Source organism: Parolsenella sp. LCP21S3_E11 (assembly GCF_052118165.1).
Classification (GTDB): domain Bacteria; phylum Actinomycetota; class Coriobacteriia; order Coriobacteriales; family Atopobiaceae; genus Parolsenella.
Genome location: NZ_JBQKHS010000001.1, coordinates 499,034 through 520,494, shown reverse-complemented (window position 1 = coordinate 520,494; position 21,461 = coordinate 499,034). Strand labels below are relative to the sequence as shown.

Sequence of the window (21,461 nt, the reverse complement as noted above, 5' to 3'; positions counted from 1 at the left end):
TTACTCGCCCTCTCGGGCCCACTCGGGCACGTCAGAGGCCTTGTAATCGCCATCGTAGAAGTCCTCGTGCTCGGGCGCGAAGCCCTCCTCCGGGGCATATCCGCGGTCATCCGCGTCGCCATAGGCGGCGGAGGCGAGCTCCGCGGCGGAGTCCTCGTAGTTCTTGCGAGCGACCTCGATCACGTCAACGCCGTTGTCGATGTCCGCGGCGACACGGCCGAGAACGCCGTTCACGAAACGGGAGGACTCGTCCGAGCTGCCAAAGGCCTTCGCAAGCTCGACGCACTCGTCGATGCTGACGGCTTTGTCGACGTCATCCTCGAAAAGAATCTCGTACAGGGCGACGCGCAGAAGGTTGCGGTCCGTCGCGGACATACGGGAGATGCTCCAGTTGCGGGCGGCACCAGACAGGACGTGGTCGAGCTCGGCGCGATGCTCATCGGTACCGCGAGCGAGCTGCTCGCCGTACTCGACGAGGGGACCCTCGGAGAGCACGTAGTCACCAGCGAGGACATCGGCGACGCTGCGACCACAGGCCTCGGCCTGGAAGAGCAGCTGAAGGGCCTGGCAGCGGGCGAGCGTGCGCCCGACGATACGAGAGCTAGAAGACAAGGGACCTACTCCTTGGGAAAGATGAGTTCGTCGATGCAGACGTCAATGCTCGAGACGCGAACGCCAATCTGCGCGTCAACGGCGTTGGCGACGGCAGAACGGACCTCGGCGGCCAGCTTGGTGAACGGGTAGCCGAAGAACACGACGAGACGAACGGTGATGACGAGCGAGTCGTCATCCGCGACCGAGCACTCGACGGCGTTGGTGGTGGGCTGGGGCTTGGACGTGAGCATGGCGATGAGGCCGCGCGCGATGTCCTGGCCATAGATGGCAGCGACACCCTCGACCTTCTCCGCGGCAGTGCCCACAATCTGGGAGATGACGTTCTTCGACACGCCCATGCCGGCGATTCTCAGCTCATTGCTCATGCCTGCCCCTTTCCATGAGGGAAGTGAGGCCACGCCGGGTGGCGTGGCCGTGGGTTTGTGCTAGACGCGCGCGACGAACTTGCCCTCGCGAGTGTCGACCTTGATGACTTCGCCCTCGTTGAGGTACATCGGGACCTGGATGACGGCGCCGGTCTCGACGGTGGCAGGCTTGCCGCCGCCCTGGACGGTGTCGCCCTTGAAGCCCGGGTCAGTCTTGGTGATCTCGACCTCGATGAACATCGGCGGCTGGACGGTGAGAAGGTCGTCGTCAGCGTACATCAGCTGGCAGGTGTCGTTCTCCTTGAGCCACTTGGAGTTCTCGCCGATGAAGTCAGCGGGGACGGGAATCTGCTCGTAGGTCTCCATGTCCATGAAGTAGTAGTTGTCACCGTCGTTGTAGAGGTACTGCATCTCCTTGGTGGAGAGCATGACGGAGTCGAACTTGGAGCCAGCGTTGCAGGTCTGGTCGCCGATGACACGGCCGGAGCGGAGGTCCTTGATCTTGTAACGGACGAAGGCGCCACCCTTACCGGGCTTGACGTGCTGGAACTCGACGAGGGTGTAGATCTTGTCCTTGATCTTGAGACCCATGCCGTTCTTGAACTCGGCGGTGCTGATCTGCTGCATCTGGCGACTCACTTTCTTATTGCTGCCCTCTCGGGCCGTTACGCATACGACTGATGGATTATATCACCTCGCGGGCTAGCGGCCCAAACGCGACAAACTCCGCACGCCTGCCTTGAGAACGTCGAGGAGCGACGGGCTCCTCTGCAGAAGGTCCTCCGGAAGATGCTCCCTCATGGCGCGCAGCGTCGCCTTGTTATCGCGCGTCGAGAAGTCAAAATGCCCGTTTTCCTTGGTAAAGATCGCGAATCGGACAATCTTCTTCCCGGGCAGGACCTCCGCGGCCACGTAGTCGACCTCATCCCACGGGATCTGGATGAAATCCTCCTTGTTGCGCTCGTTGTAAAACTCGAACGCGCGGTCGCCAACCATAACGTCGCCATAGGTGGCAAGCCCGGAGAGCGATGAGGCCCTCTCCGTGTAGTCGACCTTCGTGTTCTGCGACTGGACCATGTTTGTCTCCTTAGGCGTTTGACGAAAAGGCCGCACCCACCAGCTAGCGCCAGGGGTGCGGCCTGCTAGGACGCTATGAGCGTCTCATATCCTACATGAAGCCGAGCAGACGGCCCACGATGCCCACCGCGAACAGGGCGAGGATGATGACGATCGGGCTGACCTTCTTCTTGAGGAGCTTGCAAACCAGAAGCGTCAGGCCGACGGCCGCGAGACCAGGAATGAGCTGGTCGAGGTTTGCCTGGAGCGTTGTGGTCTTGACCGGGTTGAGCGCGGTGGCGCCGACCGAGTTGTACATCGTCAGCGCTTCCTTGACGCCCTCAGAACCGGCAGGGAGGCTCGCCCAGTCGATGTAGGCGCCCTCGGACTGCGTGATCTGGGAGACGATCGGGGTGAAGGAGATCGAGACCCAGCGCTCGACGAGCGAACCGATGATGAACATGCCGAGGATGGAGGCGCCCTCGGTCACCTTGCCCATAAGGCCGCCGGAGAGGTCCTTGGCGATGGAGGAACCCACCTTGTAACCAAACTCCTGCGTGTACCACAGGAACGCATAGCGGATGATGTTCCACGCGAAGAAGAACAGGAGCGGGCCCATGATGCTGCCAGAGAGTGCGATGGAGGCGCCCAGAGCACCGAGGATCGGGCGAAGGGTGAACCAGAAGGCCGGGTCGCCGACGCCGGCGAGCGGGCCCATCATGCCAACCTTCACGCCCTGGATGGCGACGTCGTCGATGGGGGCACCGTTGGCACGCTCCTCCTCGAGGGCGAGCGTGACGCCGATGACCGGCGCGGACACGTAAGGATGCGTGTTGTAGAACTCGAGGTGACGCTTCAGGGCGGCGATCTGGTCGTCCTTGTCGGTGTAGAGCTTCTTGATCGCGGGGATCATAGCGAAGCACCAACCGCCGTTCTGCATGCGCTCGTAGTTCCACGAGCCCTGGAGGAACTGGTGACGGAAGCAGACCTTCTGTCGATCGGACTTAGTAAGCTGAACCTTGTTCTCTGCCATGGTGATCACTCCCCCTTCCTACTCGTAGTCGTTCAGGATGTCGCCGAGCGGGTCGCCGGACCCACCGTTGCCGCCGCCCTGCTTGGCCATGTCCTTGAGGCCGAGGTAGATGAGGGCGAGCGAGATGCCGATGAGGCCGAGGGCGATGAGCGTCAGCTGCGAGATGGCGGCGAGGACGAAGCCGAGGATGAAGAACGGCCAGGTCTCCTTGGTGGCCATCATGTTGATGACCATGGCGTAGCCGACGGAAGCGACCATGCCGCCACCGACAGCCATGCCGCCGGAGAGCCAGTCGGGCATGGAGCTGAGGACGCTGGTCACGACCTCTTTAGGAATGAAGCAGAGCATGACGGCGGGGACGGCGATGCGGACGCCCTGCATGAGGATGCCGGCAACCTGCCAACGCTCGATGCCCGCGAAGTCGCCCTTCTCGGCGCACGCGTCCATGCCATGGACCATGGCGGTCGCGATGGTGCGGCAGATCATCGTCAGGAAGAGGCCGGCAACGGACAGCGGCACGGCCGCGGCGATGGCGGCCGCGGTGGCCGTAGAGGGGTCGACGCCGCCGCCATTGAGGGCGAGCACCATGATGATCGAGGAGGCGACTGAGGCGAGAGCCGCGTCAGGAGCGACGGCGGCACCGATGTTTGCCCAGCCGAGAGCCATCATCTGGAGCGAACCGCCAAGAAGGATGCCCTCCTGGAGGTGGCCCGTGACGAGGCCGATCAGCGTGCACGCGACTAGCGGCTGATGGAACTGGAACTCGTCGAGGATGCCCTCCATACCTGCAAGCAGGGCAACGATTGCGACGAGCGCGATGGTAATCGGAGACATGTGTTAGACCCTCCCTTACTTTGCCTGTTCGGCCAGCTCGGCCTTGGCTTTCCTGAGCATTGCGTCGATGTCCTCAGAGGAGTCAGACGGAACCTTGCGGGCCTCGAACTCGACACCCTTGGCCTTGAGCTCCTCGAGGGTCTTCACGTCATCCTCGCCCATGGCGATAGCGTTGGTGACCACGACCTTGCCCACGGAGTGCGCCATGGAGCCGATGTTGACCTTCTTGATGTCAACGCCGCCCTCGATGCACTTGAGGAGGTCCTGCGGGGTCTCGAAGAGCAGGAACGCCTTGGTGGCACCGAAACGCGGGTCCTTGGCGACCTCAACCATCTTGCTGATCGGCACGACGTTTGCCGGGACTCCCGGAGGCGCTGCCTGCTCGATCATGGTCTTGCGCAGCTCGTCGTGTGCGACGCCATCGGAGACCACGATGATGCGGTTCGGGGCGATCTGCTTGGTCCAGGCGGTTGCCACCTGACCATGGAGCAGACGCGTGTCGATACGGACGGCGGCAATGTCGATCTTGCCGTCACCAAGCACGGTCCCCGGCGCGATGGCACCAGCCTTGGCGGCAGGAGCCGCCTTGACCTCGGGTGCGGGCTCGAGCTCCTCGGGCAGAACGCGAACGCCCTTGCGAGCCTCGCCAACGATGTGCGCCGCGATTTCGTGGGCGGTCTTGGACGGATCGAAGCGTGCCGAGAAGGCCTCGATGACCATCGGCAAGCTGAGGCCCGTCACGATTGCCCAGGTGTCGTGGCCCTTGGCGAAGGCGGTCGTCTGGTTGAACGGCGTGCCTCCCCAAAGGTCGACCAAGAACAGGACCTGCTCCTTGTCCTCGAGAGTGGCGACTGCCTTCTCGAGGTTGGCCCTGAAGTCATCAGGGCCCATGGAGGGCTCGAGGCTCACGACGGCAACGTTCTCCTGGTCACCAAAGACCATGGAGCTCGTCTGCCGCACGCCTGCCGCAAGCTCGCCATGACTTGCTAGGACGATACCTACCATTCCTACCTCCCATGCAGATATGGGGTTCATTTGGAGCAATACAACATCATATTGGTTAAGGCTTTAACTGTGGAGAAAAATTGAGCTTGGCCTTTCGCTTGATTTCTCCATATTCTTGAAAGACACCTATGAAATAATATATAGTTTATCAAGAAAAGCAAACAGCCCGACTACCAGCATCTTTAGCATCGGTAGTCGGGCTGAATAAGCCTGATATGTCAGGTAATGTTCACTCGCATGCGGTCATTTAAGCAACCGTTTGCGGAATAGTTCCGCCGGGTCCGAGGATTAACAAGCCTGAAATAACTCAGCTCTCCGCAGGTCAGAGTCTCTCCTAAGGAACGCCTATTAGCACGGAATGACCACGAGGTTATGAGTCGATTCGGTGAACGGCTCATAACCGTCCTCGGTCACCACGCCGAAGTCCTCGAGGCGGATGCCGAACTTGCCCGGCAGATAGATACCCGGCTCGATCGTGATGACGGCACCCGCGGGAATCGGCTCGAGGTTACGACGGTTGAAGTTCGGCTCCTCGTGAATCTCCACGCCAACGCCGTGGCCAAGGCCGTGCTTGTAGTAGTCGCCATAGCCGGCGTCAGAGATGACCTTGACGGAGTGGTCGTAGACGTCCTTACCGATGACGCCGGCACGCGCCATGGCAGCGCACTCCTCGTGGGCGCGGCGCACGACGTCATAGACGTGACGCTGTTCCTCGGAGGGCTCGCCCAGGCAGACCGTGCGGGTCATGTCAGAGTGGTAGTCAGCGACGCAGCAGCCGTAGTCCATGACGATCATGTCGCCTTCCTGGACGGGACGGGGACCCGGCTGGGCGTGGGGGTTGGCACCGTTGGGGCCGGCGGCGATGATCGAGCCGAAGGAAAGCGCGCTCGCACCGTTGGAGAGCATGTAGTTCTCGAGCTCGGCGCGGATTTCCTGCTCGGTCATGCCGGGCTTGATGTAGCCGCAGATGTGCGTGAAGGCAGCATCAGTGATCTTCTGGGCCTGGCGCATGAGGTCGATCTCCTCGGCGTCCTTGACGGCGCGGATGTTCACGAGGTCGCCGTGCAGGCGCGGAGTTGCAGGGGCTACGGAGTGGGCGGCGAGCTGGTGCTTGAACTCGTCATAGAAGGCGAGCGTGCAGGTGTCCTCGACGGCGACCACGCGGGCGCGGGCGGCGACGACGCAGGCAGCGGCCCAGAGCTCACCGGTGACCGGCGACTCGTCGAGCTCCCAGGCGGTGTCGGGCCCAAGGCGCTCGCAGAAGGTGTTGTAGTAGCGAGAGTCGGTGTGGAGCATCTGGCGATCGGCGGTGATCACGACGATGTGGGCCGTCTCGTCATCGAAGGTACGCTCGCAGCCGGTGAGCCAGCGGAGGTCCGGGTTGTTGCGGAGGACGACGGCGTCATAGCCACGGTCCTCCATGAGCTCGCGAAGGCGGGCGACGCGCTTGGCGCAAGACTTCTCATCTGCCATGTGAATCCCTTTCCACGGGTTTTATAAGCGTATGAACGGACGTAACGCCGCCTCCGGAGACGGCGCGCGGGCTTTGCTATTTGGTGGCGGCGGAACCTGCTGGGGCGTCAGCGTTCTCAGCGGCGGGCACCTCCGGGGCGGCGGCGTTCTCAGCGGCGGACGCCTCCGGGGCGGAGGTTTCGGCGGCAGCGGCCTCCTCGGCCTGCCTGGCGAGCCTTCGCGCGAGCTTCCTACGAGCGCGGCACCAGCCGGAGAGATGCGCGAGCAGTGTCTCGTCCTCGACGGAGCAGAGCCTCACGCGGCCAAAACCGAGGGGAAGCGCGGGCATGAAGCGATTGGAATGCGCGAACTCGTCCGCGCGCAGGGCCTCGAGCAGGCGTTCCGGGTCGACGTTGCAGGCGACCTCCGGCAGGCCGAGCTTCTCGAGCAGGCCATCCTGCGCGAAGACGAGGTCAACGACCGCCTGGTCAGGAGCCTGGCGAGCCGCGGCGAGACGTGCGGAGATGCGGAGGCCCTCGGCAAGCAGGCGGCCCTCGCAGACCTCGCGCTCAACGGCGAGCTGGCCGCCCTTGTCGTCCTGCTCCGCCAGGCAAGCGCCAAGGGCGCGCCCCACGGACAGGCCATAGAGTATGCCCTGACGCATGGCGAGCGCCGTGGAGCTCGCGACGCGCGTGCGAGCCTTGGTGATGTCGAGGATCTCGTCGACGAGCGTGGCGGCGTCCGCGGAGACGATGCCATCCGCACGAACCGCGAGGTCAGAGAAGGCGCTCTCCCCCGCCGCGACGGCGCCGGCAACGAGCACGGCATACGCCATGAGCGTGGTGGGGTCGTCCGCGGCCGCGGGGAGAAGGTCGGTGTCGCAGAGCGAGAAGCGCAGGTTGGCGCGCGTGCGCAGGGACTCGGGCATGGAGGCGGAGTCGATGGCGCGGGGCGTCACCGGGGCATCGACCATGCCATCGAGCGTCGTCGGCACAGAGACGACGGGAGAGCCCGTCTGCCAGGTGGCGGCGGCGAAGAGGACGAGCGAGAGGACGTCCGCGTCGCCAACGACGACAACCGGGTCATCGGGCGTCACGCCCGCGGCAGCGAACTCGTCATAGAGGCGCATCGCGTGGGCGAGCTTGCGGCTCTCGCGACCAGACGGGACCTCGCGGACGGTGACGGAGAACCCCACGTCGACGAGCGAGCGTCGAAGGCGCTCCACGAGCTCGCCAGAGACGTCGTCGCCGGCGACGAGGAGCGTGTGGCCGGGCTTGCCGGCGACGGACTTGGTTGCCTGACCGAGCTGGTCTGCCACGCCGGGACCGACGCGCATGTCGCAGGCACCAGAGCGCAGCACGATGGACTGGCGGCGGATGGGCACGACGACGGGCTCGGGCTCCATCTCGTCACTCTTAGGGTCGCTCATAGGAGTCCCTTCTCCCAAAGAAGGGCACCCACCTCGTAGGCGACCTCCTCGAACGTCTTTCCGGAAATAATCACGCGATAGTCGCACGCCGCCTCGTAGAGCGGACGGCGATGCGCGTAGAGCGCGCGAGCGTGCTCGGCGTCACCGAGGTCCGGGCGCTTATCCGGCCTGCGGATCTGGCGGAGTGAGTCCTCGAGCGTGCCGTCTAGATAGACGATGCTACCCATCTCGCGCATGATACGAGCGTTCTCCTCGGATTCGATCACGCCACCGCCACAGCTCACAAGCAGGCTGCGCTTGTCGCGAAGGCTCTCGAGCGAGCGAGTCTCCGCCTCGCGGAACGCCGCCTCGCCACGCGTCTCGAAGATGCGGGAGACGCTCGCGTGAAGCTCACGCTCGACCATGCGGTCGACGTCGACGAAGTCACGATGGAACATGTTGCCGAGGTTACGGGCAACCGTCGTCTTGCCAGCGCCGAGAAAGCCGATGAAAAAGACGTGGTCACAGCCATGATGGGCACGCTTATGGCTGCCTTGCGGCAGAGTGGGCATCCCCATCATCGTCTTCGCCTCCCTCGGTCTTCGCTTAGGACAAATCTCACCGGCGCATACGCACCGCACTATGCGATTCTAGCAAGCCGTGAGACCTGTGAGGGCGAGGGCGACTCCGACGAGGCAGAAGGAGCCGGCAAGCCAGGGCCCGAGGGCGAACGTCCGTTCGCCGCGAACGAGGGAGAACAACGCGCCCGCGAGGCACGCCAGCGCAAACCCGACGAGGTTCCAAGCGCCAATGAGGCAGCCCCATGCGGAGAGGAACTTGACGTCTCCCAGACCCATGCCAACACGGCCCGTAAGACGACGATAGCCCAGCTCAAGAAGCGTCCCGGCGGAAAGTTCGGCCAGGGCGGCGGCAAGGCAGCGCGTAAGCGGTGGAAAAGCGAGAAGCAGTCCCGCTCGAGCACGCACCAGCCCAAAGACGAGGCCAGAGACGGCAACACCCACGCATGCGGCGTTGGGGATCGTCCGCTCCCGGGCGTCGACCGCGGCGGCCCAAAGGGAGACGCCCATGGCGAGGACGAGCGAGGCCGCGCAGATCGCCATACCCAAGGCTACTTCCGGGCGCCGATCGCACGCTCGAAGACGCGGAAGATGTGCGTGTACCAGAGGTCCGTCGTGCTCTGCGGGTCAACCAGGATGGGACGCACGCCAGCGAGGTTGCCGGCCATGACGTCCGTGAAGACCTGATCGCCCACAAGTACCGCCTCGTCGGCGGTGGCACCCATGAGCTTGAGAGCGCGACGCACCGCGAAGGGCGCCGGCTTCATGGCATGATGCACGACCTCGCAGCCAAGTTCCCTTGCGCTCTCCTCGACCTCACGGGAGTGGAAGTTGTTCGAGACCATGCAGACCTTGATGCCCGCCGCGCGCAGGGCGTCAAGCCACGCGAGGGCAGACTCCGGGGCCTGCTTGGTGTCGCGCGGGACGATGGTGTTGTCGCGGTCGATCAGGACGCAGCGGACGCCAGCCTCGACGAGGCCGTCGACGCCGATGGACGCGACGTCAGGCTCGCGTCTCCAGGGCTTAACCAATGCCATTAGCGATTCGCCTCGATAGCCTGCAGGTGCTCGTCATAGGTAGCCGAGAACCATTCGTCGGTCTGGGTGATGTAGAAGTACAGGTAGTCAGTCTCGTCCGGAGAAAGCGCCGCCTTGATCGAATCAATGGAGGGAGAGCAGATGGGCGTCGGGGTGAGACCGTTATTGAGGTAGGTGTTGTAGGGACTCTCCTGCTTGAGGTCATCAGCCGTGACCTCTCCACCGGTGACGTACATCATCGTGGCGTCGCTCTGAAGCGGCATGCCGATCTTGAGGCGGTTATAGAACGTGGAGGAGACCTTGGGACGCTGCGAATCCGTCACGGCCTCGCGCTCGACGACGCTCGCGAGCTTGAGGAAGTCATAGTCGCTCATGTCGATACCGTAGCGGTCCTTGATCAGGGACTTGGCACTATCGAAGTCGAGCGACATGACGTCGGACTTGTACTGGTCGAGCATCGCACGGATGACGTCGTCCGCGGTGACGTTCGACTTGCCGGAGAAGTTGTAGGTCTTGGGACAGAGGAAACCTTCAAGCGAGTCATCCTGGGCGTCGGCAAGGAAGGGGTAGTCCGCGACGTAGTTGGAGGCCTTTGCCTGAGCGAGGAAATCGTCAGAGGAGATGCTCGAGAACGTCTGGGAGACGACGGCCGCAGCCTGGGAGACCGTCAGGCCTTCCGGAATCGTAAACGCCCCGCTCGTGGAGTTGGGACCGGATACGAGCTGGTCAATGATCGAGTCAAAGCTCTGACCCACGGTGAACATGTAGGCGCCGCTCTTGAGTGAAGAGTCCGCCCCCTGCTTCCTGACCTCGGCCACGAAGTCATCGGAACTGGCGATGACGCCGGCATCCTCGAGCTTCGAGCCGATGGCGATGGCTCCGGATCCGTCGTCGATGACAACCTCAACCTGCATGCCCTGGTTGGGAAGATCTCCCTGGCTGGGCCTCTTGAGGAGGCACGGCACGAAGACGACGCCTGCCACAACGATTGCGACGAGAACGATCAGAGCAGCCAGAACGGGGCCCTTGCGTGAGTGACCACCGCGGGCAGACGCGGCGCGCTGAGAGCGCGTGCGAGGCGTGACGAGGCCCTGCATGCCGGTGGCGGAAGAGCGGCGGCTCGCATTTGCGGGGCGTGCAGAGCGGGCGGCAGCCGGACGCGAGGAACGGACGGCAGCTGGGCGCGCGCCAGCAACGCGGGAAGAGGCAGCCGGACGAGAGCCGGCGGCATACGGAGAGACCTGCGAGCCCGAACCCGTAGGACGCGACGCACGACGAGTGCCTGAAGAAGCCGCGTCACTCGAAAAGTGGGAGCCTCGACGGCGCCTCTGGGAATCTGCCATAGGTGACCTTCCGAACTGCGCCGGCGGGCGCGTAGACTACCTGTCTCCCGACCCTCGCGAGTCAAGCCAGGCCTGCAGGAAGAGGGACGCGGCAATCATGTCGACCTTGCCACGCATCTGCTTCTCGTTGAGGCCCTGCTCACGCAGAATCCTCTTTGCCTCCGAGCTTGAGAGGCGCTCGTCGGCGAACTCAAGCGGAAGGTCGCAGGCCTTTGCGATGGAGCGAGCCTGAGCCATGACGCGCTCCGCCTGGGAACCGTCCTCGCCAGACATCGTCTGGGGACGCCCGCAGACGAGGACCTCGGGCTCATAGTCCTCGAGGATGCGACGGAACGTCTTCGCGCACGAGAGAACCTCGGCCGCGGGCAGCACCTTCACGGGGCTGGCAACACGGCCGGAGGCATCGCTCGCGGCGATGCCGATACGCACCTCGCCGATGTCGAGCGCGAGGACCCTCATGAGAGGGCTCCCGCGACGGCACCGGCGAGGTGGTCATATGTGAGAGTGAGCGAAGCCACGCGAGCCCTAGGAGAGCATCTCGCGGGCGGCAGCGAGCGCGGCGTCGATGCCGGAGGCATCCTTGCCGCCAGCCTGGGCCATGTTCGGGCGTCCGCCACCACGGCCGCCGACGTGACCGGCGACGTTGCGAATCACATCGCCAGCACCGAAGCCGGCGGCAACGGCACCGTCAGTCGCGGCCGCGAGGAGCGCGACCTTGCCCTCGGGCGTGTTCGTGGCGAGGAAGCACGCGACGTCGCCAGTGGCCTTGTCACGGATGGCGTCCCAGGCCTCGCGGAGCTGGCCGGCCTCCAGGCCGTCCATACGAGCGATGACCGCCTTGTAGGAGCCGCAGTCGATGGCGGCGGCCATGGCCGTCTGGATCTTGTCAGAGGAACCGCCGAGGAGGGCCTGCTTGAGCTTGCCCTCGAGGTCACGGGCGGCGGCCTTCATGTCTGCGATGCGACTGGCGGCGTCCTCGGGGCGGCACTTGAGCTCGGAGGCGACGGCGTCGAGGGCGTCATTGCGCTCGTCAAGCCAGGCAAGCGCGCCAAGGCTCGTCACGGCTTCGATGCGACGGACGTTGGAGCCGGTCGAGCTCTCCGAGACGATCTTGAAGAGACCGAGCTCTGAGGAGTTGCGGGCGTGGGTGCCACCGCACAGCTCGCGGCTGAAGGGCTGGTCCTCGTTGCCCACGGAGACCATGCGCACGACGTCACCGTACTTCTCGCCGAACAGGGCGATGGCGCCGGCCTCCTTGGCCTCGTCGATGCTGCAGACACGGGTCACGACGGGCTTGGCGGCGAAAATCTCGACGTTCACAAGGTCCTCGACCTCGTGGAGCTGCTCGGCCGTGAGGGCCTCGAAGTGCGTGAAGTCGAAGCGCAGGCGCGAATCGTCGCAAAGGGAGCCAGCCTGGCTGACGTGCTCGCCGAGAACCGTCTTGAGCGCGGCGTCGAGCAGGTGCGTGGCGGTGTGGTTGCGGCGGATGAGCTCGCGACGGTGGGCGTCGATGGCGGCGCAGACGACGTCGCCCACGGAGATGGCGCCCTCGGCAACGTGAGCCAGGTGAGCAAAGAGGCCGTTGTGGCCCTTGGTGTCGCTCACCTCGAGTTTGACGCCCTCAGCGCTGATGGTGCCGGTGTCGCCCACCTGGCCGCCCATCTCGGCGTAGAACGGGGTGCGGTCGAGGATAACCTCGACGTCGGCGCCAGCCTCGGCGCGCTCGACAGACTCGCCGTTCGCGACGATGGCGACGACGCGGGCGTCCTCGACGGCGTTCGTGTCGTAGCCCTCGAACTCAGTGGCGGCGAGCTTATCGGAGAGCTCGGTCCAGACGTTGTTGAAGTCACCCCAGGCGTCGCGGTTGGCGTTGGCGCGAGCGCGCTCCTTCTGCTCGGTCATGCAGGCGTCGAAGCCGTCCATGTCGACGTCGTGACCGGCGGCAGCGGAAATCTCGACCGTGAGGTCGATGGGGAAACCGTAGGTGTCGTGCAGCTTGAAGGCGACCTCACCCGGAAGGACCGCACCCTCGGCAAGACCGGCAATGGCCTCGTCGAGATAGGTGCGGCCGGTGTCGAGCGTGGTGGAGAAGCGCTCCTCCTCGGCGGCGACGATGCCCTTCACGAGCGCGACGTTCTTGAGCAGCTCGGGATAGGCCTCGCCCATGAGACGGTTGACCTCATCGATGAACTTGGTGAGGAAGGCGCCCTCGATGCCCAGCAGGCGACCGTGGAACACGGCGCGACGGAGCAGGCGGCGAAGGACGTACTCGCGGCCCTCGTTGCCCGGCAGGATGCCGTCGGAGATCATGAAGTCAACGGCACGGGCGTGGTCCGCGATGATGCGGAGGCTGCGGGAGGCGCCGGAGTAATCGTTGGCGTCATAGGTCTTGCCGGAGATCTCCTCGCCGAGGGCGATGAGGCTCTGCATGAGGTCGCCATCATAGTTGGCGCTCTTGTGCTGCATGATGGCGGCCATGCGCTCGAGACCCATGCCCGTGTCGAGGTTGCGGTGCGGAAGCTCAGGCAGGGAGCCGTCCTCCTGGCGGTCGAACTGGGTGAACACGAGGTTCCAGAACTCGAGGAAGCGGTCGCAGTCGCAGCCGGGGGCGCAGTCCGGCTTGCCACAGCCCACGTCCTCGCCCTGGTCGAAGTAAATCTCGGAGCAAGGACCGCAGGGACCGGTGGGGCCAGCGGCCCAGAAGTTGTCATCCTCGCCGAGGCGGGAGATGTGGTCCTCCGGGACGCCGAGGCTGCGCCAGACGTCATGCGTCTCGTCATCATCCGTGAAGATGGTGAAGTAGAGGCGCTCGACCGGGAGGTGGAACTTCTCGGTGATGAGCTCGAAGGCCCAGGCGCAGGCCTGCTCCTTGGAAACTCCGCCGAAGGAGAAGTCGCCGAGCATCTCGAAGAAGGAGAGGTGACGGCCATCCTCGCCGATGCAGTCGATGTCGTTGGTGCGCACGCACTTCTGGCAGCTGCAGGCGCCGATCTCCTTCATCGTCTTCTTGCCCTGGTAGTACTCCTTGAACTGGTTCATGCCGGCGTTGGCAAGAAGCAGCGAAGGATCATCGGGGACGAGCGAGGAGCTGGGATACAGCTTCAGGCCACGCTCCTCGAAGAACTTGAGGAAGGTCGAGCGAATCTCGGCGGTGGTCATGGACGGGAAATCGGCGGTGCTCATATCTCTCCCCTACGATCGGGTGGTGTCAGCGCATACAGCCCGTAAGTATACCGCGAGCGACTACGCGGATGAATGGAAACGACGAAGGGCCGGAGCTGAGCCCCGACCCTTCACAAGATTCGATTGAGCGCGTCTGCCACGCCGCTCCCCGCGCACGTGGCGCGCGAACGCCCGCATCATCCGACGCCCTACTTGCGCAGGCGCTTGAACTCCTCGAGCTGCTGGCGGAGGGTCTCCGCGAGGATGGGCTTCTCCGCGTCAGGACGCTCCTCCGCCTCTACCCCATCCATGGTGCTGGGATCGATGATCAGGGACCTCTCGAGGAAGGAGTCATCGTCGAGGGCGTCAAACGAGGGCGCCGGCGTGCCATCCGGGTGGTGGAAGGGCGTGCCCTTGAAGAAGGCACCCTCCCAGCTCACGAGCTGCCTGCCAGTCTTGTTCTCGAAGAAGTAGATGAAGGCGCCCTTGACGGCGGCGGTAAGCGGCACGGCCAGAGCCATGCCCAGCGCCCCACCGAGGCTTGCGCCCACGGTGACACCGATGAGGCTCATGGCGGGATGGATCTTGACGGCACTGCGCATCACGAGGGGGCTCAGGACGTTATCCGTGAAGTTCTGCGCCATGTCAGAAAGCACGAATGACCAGAAGGCGACCACGGGATTCACGAGAAGGCCAACGAGCGCGGAGAGAAACGAGGCCGTGAAGGGGCCAATGACGGGAACGAAATGCAGGACTCCCGCGACGAGGGCCATCAGGCCAGGATAGGGGTTCCCGCAGATCGTGAACCCGATGTAGGCCAGGACGCCATCGATGATGCTCGTGACCACGATGCCGCGCATGTAGCCGCCGACGGAGCGCCCGAGGACCGCGACGAGGAGCGCGAGGTCCTCGGCGTGGCGGGGACCCGCGATGACGCCGAGCTCGCGCATGATCAGCGGATAGTCCTTCGCGAACCAATAGGCCATGAAGAGGCCGAGGAACGACATCACGATGGTGTTCACGAGGCTCATGACGTTGGGGACGAACGCCCGGGAAAGCCAACCAGCGAGCTTGCTCACGAGCGTGGTGCCCACATCGGTAAGGCCGACGAGCAGGGACTGGACGTTGGCCTGAAAGCCCGTGGTCTCGGCGGAGCCGTAGGAAGAGAAGAGATGCTGCACGAACTCCTGGGACTGCGCGAACAGCGCGGGAACGCGGTCGAGCATCTGACTAAGCTGGCCGACGAACAGCGGCACCAGCCAGATGAGGAACGCGAGGACCACGCCGATGACCAGCACGAGCGCGAGCAGGGCGCCGATGCCCCTGCTAACGCCACGGCGCTCGAACCAGTTGGTGATCGAGCTGCAGATGAACCCCACGATGGCACCGACGGAAAGGCAGATGACCGCAGAGCTCACACGCCCGAGGACCGCGAGGATGATGGCAAACGCAATGGCACAGCCGATGAAAGCCCACGCGCGTACGGCAACGAGCCTCGCGGAGCGATAGGACTCCTCTCGCTCCTCGGAGGTTAGTTTCTGTAGGCTCATCGCATAAGGCCTTCCGGGTCGATCTTGTCCTGGAGCTTCTTGAGCGTGCGGCGCAGAAGACGGCTCACCTGGACCTGGGAGATTCCCAGGCGCTTGGCAATCTCGACCTGGGTGAGACCCTCGTCGAAGCGCATGCGGACGACTTCCTGCTCACGCGGGGAGAACTCGCGGATCGTGTCCTCGATGACCATGCGGTCGTCCGAGGCGGCAAGGTCTTGGTCGACGCTCGCATAGTGGTCGATGACGGCGGGGGCGTCCTCGTCCTCGTTGTTCCCGCCCTCGAGAGGCACGGAGCTATAGGCGCTCGAGGACTCCATCGCCTCGAGGACCTCGTCGATGCTCACGCCAAGACGAGAAGCGACCTCCTCGGTCGAAGGCGAGCGCTGGAGCTCCTTCGTGAGCTCGTCCGTCACCTGGTTGACCTTGGCAGAGAGCTCCTGCAGACGCCTCGGCACGCGGACGCTCCAACCCTTGTCGCGGAAGTGACGCTTGATCTCTCCCAGGATGGTGGGCGTGGCATAGGTGGTGAACTCGAGGCCACGCTCGGGGTCGAAGCGGTCGATCGCCTTGATAAGGCCGATCGTGCCCACCTGGACGAGGTCATCGAGGGGCTCTCCCCTGTTCTTGAACTTTGCGGAGAGGAAGCGAACGAGGTTGAGGTGACTCATGATGAGCTCGTCTCGGGCGTCCTCGTCTCCCTCCTCCTTATAAAGGCGGAATAGCTCACGGGTGCGCTCCTTGTCCCAAGCCAGCTTGCCCTTTGGGGTGGCAGGCAGGTCACGCACGGCAGCGGCAGCCTCGCGACGCGCCTGGGCTCGCTGCTCGCTCGTAAGCTCTCTGGAGTCACTAGGCATCAAGGGCATCCACATTCTTCTGGAGCGTGAGCGAAAGCGTGTGCGCCTCGCCATCGAGCTCGCACTCGTCACAGACGGCAGTAAGGATGAGCTCCGCATACGTGGCGATCTGGTCATCCTCCGGCTCGGCCTCGCCAAGGGCAAAGGTCATGGTGAGGGCGTCTCCGCTCGCGTCAAAGCTGACCTCGCAGGTCTCGGGCTTGGTGGCGCAGCACCACACGAAGGCTTCCTCGGCGGCCATGCGGACGTCTTCGACGCCGTCGACGGAGAGGCCAGCGAGCACGGCGAGGTTCGCGGCGAGCATGCGCACGGGACGCGCGAACGAGGCGCTCGCGGGGACGGAAAGGGAAACGGGCATCTGCTGCTCTTCTTCTGTCGTTGCCATCATCTACTCAGCCTTCTCGGTGGCCGCTGAGGGCTCTGCCGGCGCCTCGCAGGAGGCATCATCGGAAACGGATGGGATCTGCTCCACCGGGACATCATCGGCGGGAGCGGAAGGATAGGTGAAGTAGCCCTCGTCACCAGAGACCCTCTCGACGTTCACAGGCTCTGCGGGAGCCGGGGCATCGAGCGCACCGGTGGCGGCAGGAGCGGAGATCTTGGCGCTGGAGCGGCCGGAAACCTTGCCGGCGACCTTACCCAGCGCGCCGGCGACGCCCGTGGCGACGGACTCGACGGCACCACTGACGGCGCCGGTAGCACGCGCGCCCGTGTCAGTCACGGTGTTGACGTCCGAGAGGATGCCCTCGACGCGAACGAGGTCAACGTTGATGAGGTCGACCGTGGTAGAGGCCTTCTCGAGAATGGGCTCGATCTGCTTGGCGGCAGCCGGCAGCTCGTCGGCGACGCCATCGAGCTTGGCGACGACGGGGCGGATGTCCGCAATCGTCTCGTTCACGGAATCCGTGAGCTCAGAGACGCTCTTGCGGGTCTGGCGCAGCGTGAGCGCGAGCTCGACCACGGCCCAAACACCGGCGATGACAAGAACTATGAGCGCGATCGTCATAGGGTCAAGCGCAAATCCTTCAGTGGACATCGTGGCTCCTCACGAGTTGGGTGCGCCCGCCTGCGCGGGCGTGCAATGGCTAGGGGACATTCTACCCGTCCGCGCGCAGACTACTCTTCGGCGCTGTCTTGGGTTTGGGACTCTGGCACAGACGCCTGGCCTGCCTCGGGCGACATGGGCTCAGGCGCAGCGGCGCCAGCAGCCTGGGGCGCCGGCGCAGCAGGTTCGGGCGCCTGGGGCGCCGGCGCGGCCGAACCATCCTCGGCAGACGCGGGCGGAACCTCCACCTCGCGCGGTGTCGCCCCCGTTCGACCGGAAGACGTGACGTCGAGGCGCCAGGCCTCCCAGCCACGACCGCTCGGGCTAAAGAACTGGCCACGCTCGAGACCGTCCGGCAGGTACTGCTGCTCGACCCACCCCTCCGAATAGTTATGCGGGTAGAGGTAGGGGCCATAGGAATCCGAGCCCGGACGGTGACGGTCGCGCAGGTGATTGGGCACCTCGCGACGCGGCCCGTGGCGGACCTCGGCGAGCGCGGCGTCGATACCCGCCTCGCAGGCGTTGCTCTTAGGCGCGAGGCACACGTAGAGCGCCGCCTGGGCGAGGTTAATGCGGCACTCCGGATAGCCAATGACCTCGGCGCTCTTGAAGGCGGCCTCCGCCACGAGAATCGCCTGCGGATCCGCGTTTCCCACGTCCTCGCTCGCGTGGATCATGATGCGGCGGGCGATGAACTTCGGGTCCTCCCCCGCGTCGATCATGCGGGCAAGCCAGTAGAGGACGGCATCCGGGTCACTGCCGCGCATCGACTTGATGAAGGCGGAGATGATGTCGTAGTGCATGTCGCCGGACTTGTCATAGGGAAGCCCGCGGCGGGGATTTGCCTCGGTCACGTTCTCGCGGGTAATGCGGAGAGGCGCCTCGGAATCGCCGGCGTCGCGCGCGAGCATGGAACCACCCTCGAGGAGGATCTCCCCCTCGGGCGTGACCTTCGCTCCCGCGGGAAGTGCCATCTGGCTCGCGAGCTCGAGCGTAGTCAGGGCGGAGCGCGCGTCTCCACCGGCAAGCTGAACGATCTCGGTGCGAGCGTCGTCATCGAGGGAGAACAGGCCGCGCAGGCCATGTTCGGACGCGAGGGCGCGGTCCACCAGAAGGCCAATCGCGGAGTCATCGAGCGGAACCAGCTCGACCACGCGGCTGCGCGAGATGAGGGCGGAGTTCACCTCGAAGTAGGGGTTCTCCGTGGTGGCTCCCACGAGGATGACGATGCGATCCTCGACCGCATGGAGCAGGGCGTCCTGCTGGGAGCGGTTGAAGCGGTGGATCTCGTCCACGAAGAGGATCGTGCGCAGGCCGCGCGTCATGAGGCGGGACTCCGCCGCCTCGATCTCGCGACGGAGGTCCTTAACCGTCCCCGTGATTGCCGAGACCTCGACGAACTCCGCGTGAGTGGTGTTGGCGATGATGCGCGCGAGCGTCGTCTTGCCGATGCCGGCGGGGCCGTAGAGCAGGACGCTCGAGAGGACGTCATGCTCGATGGCACGGCGCAGCCATGAGTCCGGGCCGACCGCCTGCTCCTGGCCCACGTAATCCGCGAGGGTCTGGGGGCGCATGCGAACCGCCAGGGGCGCGTTCATGTTGCGCTTGTAGCGCTCGACTTCTGAAAAAAGGGTATCCATAGGACCGATTGTATGACGTAGCCGACGGCGTGAGCTAGCAGAAGTAGCCGCGGCGACGGAACAGGGCCTCGGACTCGGGGAAGAGGTTCTGCGCGAGGGCAACGAAGTAGTCATCCGTCATGCTGGAGATGTAATCGACCACCGTGAGGTCGAGGTCGTCCTGCCAGCGATAGATCTGGCCGTAGTATGACAGGGCTCGCTCGACGTCGACGATATGGTGCCGGAAGATCGGGCTCGACTCGTCACCGGCACGCAGGTCACCGAGCATGCGATCGTACACGCGGGCGAAGAGCGCGGAGATTTCCTCCGCGCGCTCGCCGTTGAGCTCGCTCGCGTTGTATATCTTCTCGAAGTTCTCCCGCTTGGCGCGGCGCATCTCCGCGAAGGCCTCCTCGCTCATCTCGATGCGGTCACGGCCAAAGCTATGCTCGATGACGTCCGTGATGAAGGCACCGAGGGCCCACGAGTTATAGGCACCGCCAAGGCCATCGTCGAAGGAATCCTCCGTCACGAAGCCAGCGGCGATGGCATCCTGGCGGTCCTTGCCCACATAGGCGATGATGTCGCTCACGCGGACGACACACCCCTCGAGCGTCATGGGACGGAGATGGCCGATGGCGCCCTCCCCCGTCTTCCAACAGCCGGAGACCACGGCATCAAGGTCATCGAAGCTCGAGAGGCCGCTCGTCTCGAACACCTGGCGCTCGCACTCGCCGTTGTGGCAGATCACGCCGTCGAGCGTCTGGAGGGCGAGGTTACGCCCGGAGAGGACGTCGAGGACGCGCACGCTCTGGACGTTGTGGAAGAACCAGCGGCCCGTGCGTGCATGGTAGGCGTCATTCAGGAAGCGCTCTCCCGCATGGCCGAACGGCGTGTGGCCGACATCGTGGCCGAGGGCGATCGCCTCGATGAGGTCGAGGTTGAGGCCGAGGGACAGCCCTATGTCCCTCGCGACGCGGCTCACGAGCTGCACGTGGAGGCCGCGACGCGAGATGTCATCGTTGGCGCGCAGCGAGTAGACCTGCGTCTTGCCCGCCAGACGGTTATAGGCGGGCAGGTGGATGATCTTCTCCGAATCACGGATGAAAGCCGGGCGCTCCGCCCCGTCACGGTCGCGTGCGTTATCGCGACGGCGCACGGCCGCCTCGTTGGGAGTGGCGTAGGGACTCATGCCCCCGTGCGAGCGCTGCTCGAGCACGGCGGCGGCGACCTCGCTCGAGAGGGTCTCCCTCAGCGTGGGCGCGCAGAGATTGATGCGACTGGACATGGCTCCTCCAGAGGTGTCGTCGATGACACTTCCCACTCTACACCACACCGCGGACACTAATCCTAGACGAGGTAGCAGGGACGACGGAGCCCGTCGGTCTCGACGCTCATGCCAGCAAAGCGGCCATTGAAGACGAAGACGCTCAGCGTGTCGCGGCCATGCTCCGCCGCATCGCTCCAGGAGGCAAAGCCCCTCACGAGCTCGAGCTCACTCGAGGAGAGCTCACGGGAGAAGGCCTCGCTCGTGAGAGCGGAGACGAACTGGGGAGATGCCAGCGGCCAGGTGCGCATGCCGCCCACGAGGCAGGCAACGTTGCGCTCCGCCACCTGGACAAGCGCGTCGAGGCCTGCTCCGCCAATCTCGAGAATCCTCCCGAGGTCGACACGGCGCCAAACGCAGGCGATGGGGCCGTCACCGTCGACGAGGCGGACGCGACCCGGACGCACCTCTCGAATCGAAAGCTCGGAGACGTCGGCGAAGCGCGCGTGCACACCGCGATCACGGAAGAGCGTGATGAAGCGCTCGATCTCGTTCATGTCAGTGTTTGCGCGGTCGCCCACGATGGAGAGGCTCATCGTCTCATCGCCGTAGGTGTAGTCGTCGCCGGGGTTGGTGTCCGGGAAGCCTGGACCCGCCCAGGCGCGGTAGACGTCGAGCACGGAGTCGACGCACGCCTCGGTGAGGTCGAAGGCGGACAAGGTCTGGTGACGACGCTCGAACTCGGTGAAGATGCTGGAGCGCCTCCAGGCGCGCGTCACCTCGTCAGCGTCGACGACGCCCCTCGCCGCAGCAGTCGCCACGTTGAAGAGCTGGGCGGCGCCGTCATCGCCAAAGGCGATGTCGAAGCGCACGATGGGCGCCTGGCACTCATAGCCGGTATCGAGGCAGCACAGACGCTCCGTCGCGGCATCCATGCCAAACAGGGCACGAAAGTCCCCGTTGTTGCGAAAGGCGCGCAATGCCTTGTCGAGGACGGAATAGGCGATGTTGGAGAAGGTCTCGAGCCGCTCCAGGCCGTTGCCGTCAACGAAGACGGGCTCGCTCGACCAGGCAACGGGCTCGTCACCGAGGCCCGCGCGGGTGCTCGCGAGGTAGCTCTCGGCCCAGGCGAGGTCGTGAGAAACGTCCTCGGAATCCTGAAGGAGACGAGCGTATTCATGGGCAAAGGCCTCACTGGCCAGAGAGGCGATGGGGTTCCTGGTGGCATTCTCGGTCAT

22 protein-coding genes are annotated in these 21,461 nt (G+C 64.7%); all 22 read right to left on the bottom strand.

What is annotated here, in order from left to right; genetic code table 11:
* Complete coding sequence (gene nusB, locus ACTQ1Z_RS02220; RefSeq protein WP_320679374.1) at window positions 1–612, bottom strand: transcription antitermination factor NusB; 612 nt, start codon at window positions 610–612, stop codon at window positions 1–3.
* A gap of 5 nt (window positions 613–617) precedes the next feature.
* Window positions 618–980, bottom strand: a complete 363-nt coding sequence (locus ACTQ1Z_RS02215; RefSeq protein ID WP_293816021.1) for an Asp23/Gls24 family envelope stress response protein — start codon at window positions 978–980, stop codon at window positions 618–620.
* 60 nt (window positions 981–1,040) lie between these two features.
* Window positions 1,041–1,607 carry an elongation factor P gene (efp, locus tag ACTQ1Z_RS02210; RefSeq protein WP_293816019.1) on the bottom strand — a complete coding sequence of 189 codons (567 nt, stop codon included), beginning with the start codon at window positions 1,605–1,607 and terminating at the stop codon, window positions 1,041–1,043.
* Between the two features lie 75 nt (window positions 1,608–1,682).
* A complete protein-coding gene (locus ACTQ1Z_RS02205) occupies window positions 1,683–2,057 on the bottom strand; it encodes a DUF956 family protein (protein ID WP_320679371.1) in 375 nt (124 codons plus the stop codon).
* A gap of 91 nt (window positions 2,058–2,148) precedes the next feature.
* Complete coding sequence (locus tag ACTQ1Z_RS02200; RefSeq protein ID WP_441858411.1) at window positions 2,149–3,069, bottom strand: PTS system mannose/fructose/sorbose family transporter subunit IID; 921 nt, start codon at window positions 3,067–3,069, stop codon at window positions 2,149–2,151.
* An 18-nt stretch (window positions 3,070–3,087) separates the two neighbouring features.
* Window positions 3,088–3,903, bottom strand: coding sequence for a PTS mannose/fructose/sorbose transporter subunit IIC (locus ACTQ1Z_RS02195; protein WP_441858409.1), 816 nt, complete (start codon window positions 3,901–3,903; stop codon window positions 3,088–3,090).
* Window positions 3,904–3,918: 15 nt separating this feature from the next.
* Window positions 3,919–4,908: a PTS sugar transporter subunit IIB gene (locus ACTQ1Z_RS02190; protein ID WP_320678584.1), complete on the bottom strand. Its 990-nt coding sequence runs from the start codon at window positions 4,906–4,908 to the stop codon at window positions 3,919–3,921.
* Window positions 4,909–5,256: 348 nt separating this feature from the next.
* The gene (locus tag ACTQ1Z_RS02185) at window positions 5,257–6,381 is read right to left on the bottom strand and encodes a M24 family metallopeptidase (protein ID WP_441858406.1); all 1,125 of its coding nucleotides are present in this window, start codon (window positions 6,379–6,381) and stop codon (window positions 5,257–5,259) included.
* Between the two features lie 76 nt (window positions 6,382–6,457).
* Window positions 6,458–7,789 (bottom strand): hypothetical protein, encoded by a 1,332-nt coding sequence (locus tag ACTQ1Z_RS02180; RefSeq protein ID WP_320678582.1) that lies wholly within the window; start codon window positions 7,787–7,789, stop codon window positions 6,458–6,460.
* On the bottom strand, window positions 7,786–8,346 hold the full coding sequence (locus tag ACTQ1Z_RS02175; RefSeq protein ID WP_441858404.1) for a shikimate kinase: 561 nt from the start codon (window positions 8,344–8,346) through the stop codon (window positions 7,786–7,788). The genes ACTQ1Z_RS02180 and ACTQ1Z_RS02175 overlap by 4 nt, the downstream gene beginning before the upstream one ends.
* 72 nt (window positions 8,347–8,418) lie before the next feature.
* On the bottom strand, window positions 8,419–8,889 hold the full coding sequence (locus ACTQ1Z_RS02170) for a prepilin peptidase (RefSeq protein WP_441858402.1): 471 nt from the start codon (window positions 8,887–8,889) through the stop codon (window positions 8,419–8,421).
* A gap of 8 nt (window positions 8,890–8,897) precedes the next feature.
* Window positions 8,898–9,383, bottom strand: a complete 486-nt coding sequence (locus tag ACTQ1Z_RS02165; RefSeq protein WP_320678577.1) for a YqeG family HAD IIIA-type phosphatase — start codon at window positions 9,381–9,383, stop codon at window positions 8,898–8,900.
* The gene (gene mltG / locus ACTQ1Z_RS02160; RefSeq protein ID WP_441858400.1) at window positions 9,383–10,726 is read right to left on the bottom strand and encodes an endolytic transglycosylase MltG; all 1,344 of its coding nucleotides are present in this window, start codon (window positions 10,724–10,726) and stop codon (window positions 9,383–9,385) included. Before mltG ends, ACTQ1Z_RS02165 begins: the two co-directional genes overlap by 1 nt.
* 36 nt (window positions 10,727–10,762) lie before the next feature.
* Window positions 10,763–11,185, bottom strand: a complete 423-nt coding sequence (gene ruvX, locus ACTQ1Z_RS02155; RefSeq protein ID WP_320678575.1) for a Holliday junction resolvase RuvX — start codon at window positions 11,183–11,185, stop codon at window positions 10,763–10,765.
* Between the two features lie 66 nt (window positions 11,186–11,251).
* Window positions 11,252–13,909, bottom strand: a complete 2,658-nt coding sequence (alaS, locus tag ACTQ1Z_RS02150) for an alanine--tRNA ligase (RefSeq protein ID WP_441858397.1) — start codon at window positions 13,907–13,909, stop codon at window positions 11,252–11,254.
* Window positions 13,910–14,097: 188 nt separating this feature from the next.
* Window positions 14,098–15,438: an AI-2E family transporter gene (locus ACTQ1Z_RS02145; RefSeq protein WP_441858395.1), complete on the bottom strand. Its 1,341-nt coding sequence runs from the start codon at window positions 15,436–15,438 to the stop codon at window positions 14,098–14,100.
* Complete coding sequence (locus ACTQ1Z_RS02140; protein WP_441858393.1) at window positions 15,435–16,292, bottom strand: SigB/SigF/SigG family RNA polymerase sigma factor; 858 nt, start codon at window positions 16,290–16,292, stop codon at window positions 15,435–15,437. Before ACTQ1Z_RS02140 ends, ACTQ1Z_RS02145 begins: the two co-directional genes overlap by 4 nt.
* Window positions 16,285–16,602 carry an ATP-binding protein gene (locus ACTQ1Z_RS02135; protein WP_414153550.1) on the bottom strand — a complete coding sequence of 106 codons (318 nt, stop codon included), beginning with the start codon at window positions 16,600–16,602 and terminating at the stop codon, window positions 16,285–16,287. The genes ACTQ1Z_RS02140 and ACTQ1Z_RS02135 overlap by 8 nt, the downstream gene beginning before the upstream one ends.
* A 78-nt stretch (window positions 16,603–16,680) precedes the next feature.
* Window positions 16,681–17,328, bottom strand: a complete 648-nt coding sequence (locus ACTQ1Z_RS02130) for a hypothetical protein (RefSeq protein WP_441858391.1) — start codon at window positions 17,326–17,328, stop codon at window positions 16,681–16,683.
* Between the two features lie 80 nt (window positions 17,329–17,408).
* Entirely contained in the window at window positions 17,409–18,977 is a 1,569-nt protein-coding gene (locus ACTQ1Z_RS02125) for a replication-associated recombination protein A (RefSeq protein WP_441858389.1), read from the bottom strand.
* A gap of 34 nt (window positions 18,978–19,011) precedes the next feature.
* A complete protein-coding gene (locus tag ACTQ1Z_RS02120) occupies window positions 19,012–20,244 on the bottom strand; it encodes a deoxyguanosinetriphosphate triphosphohydrolase family protein (protein ID WP_441858387.1) in 1,233 nt (410 codons plus the stop codon).
* Window positions 20,245–20,306: 62 nt separating this feature from the next.
* Window positions 20,307–21,461: a hypothetical protein gene (locus ACTQ1Z_RS02115; RefSeq protein WP_441858385.1), complete on the bottom strand. Its 1,155-nt coding sequence runs from the start codon at window positions 21,459–21,461 to the stop codon at window positions 20,307–20,309.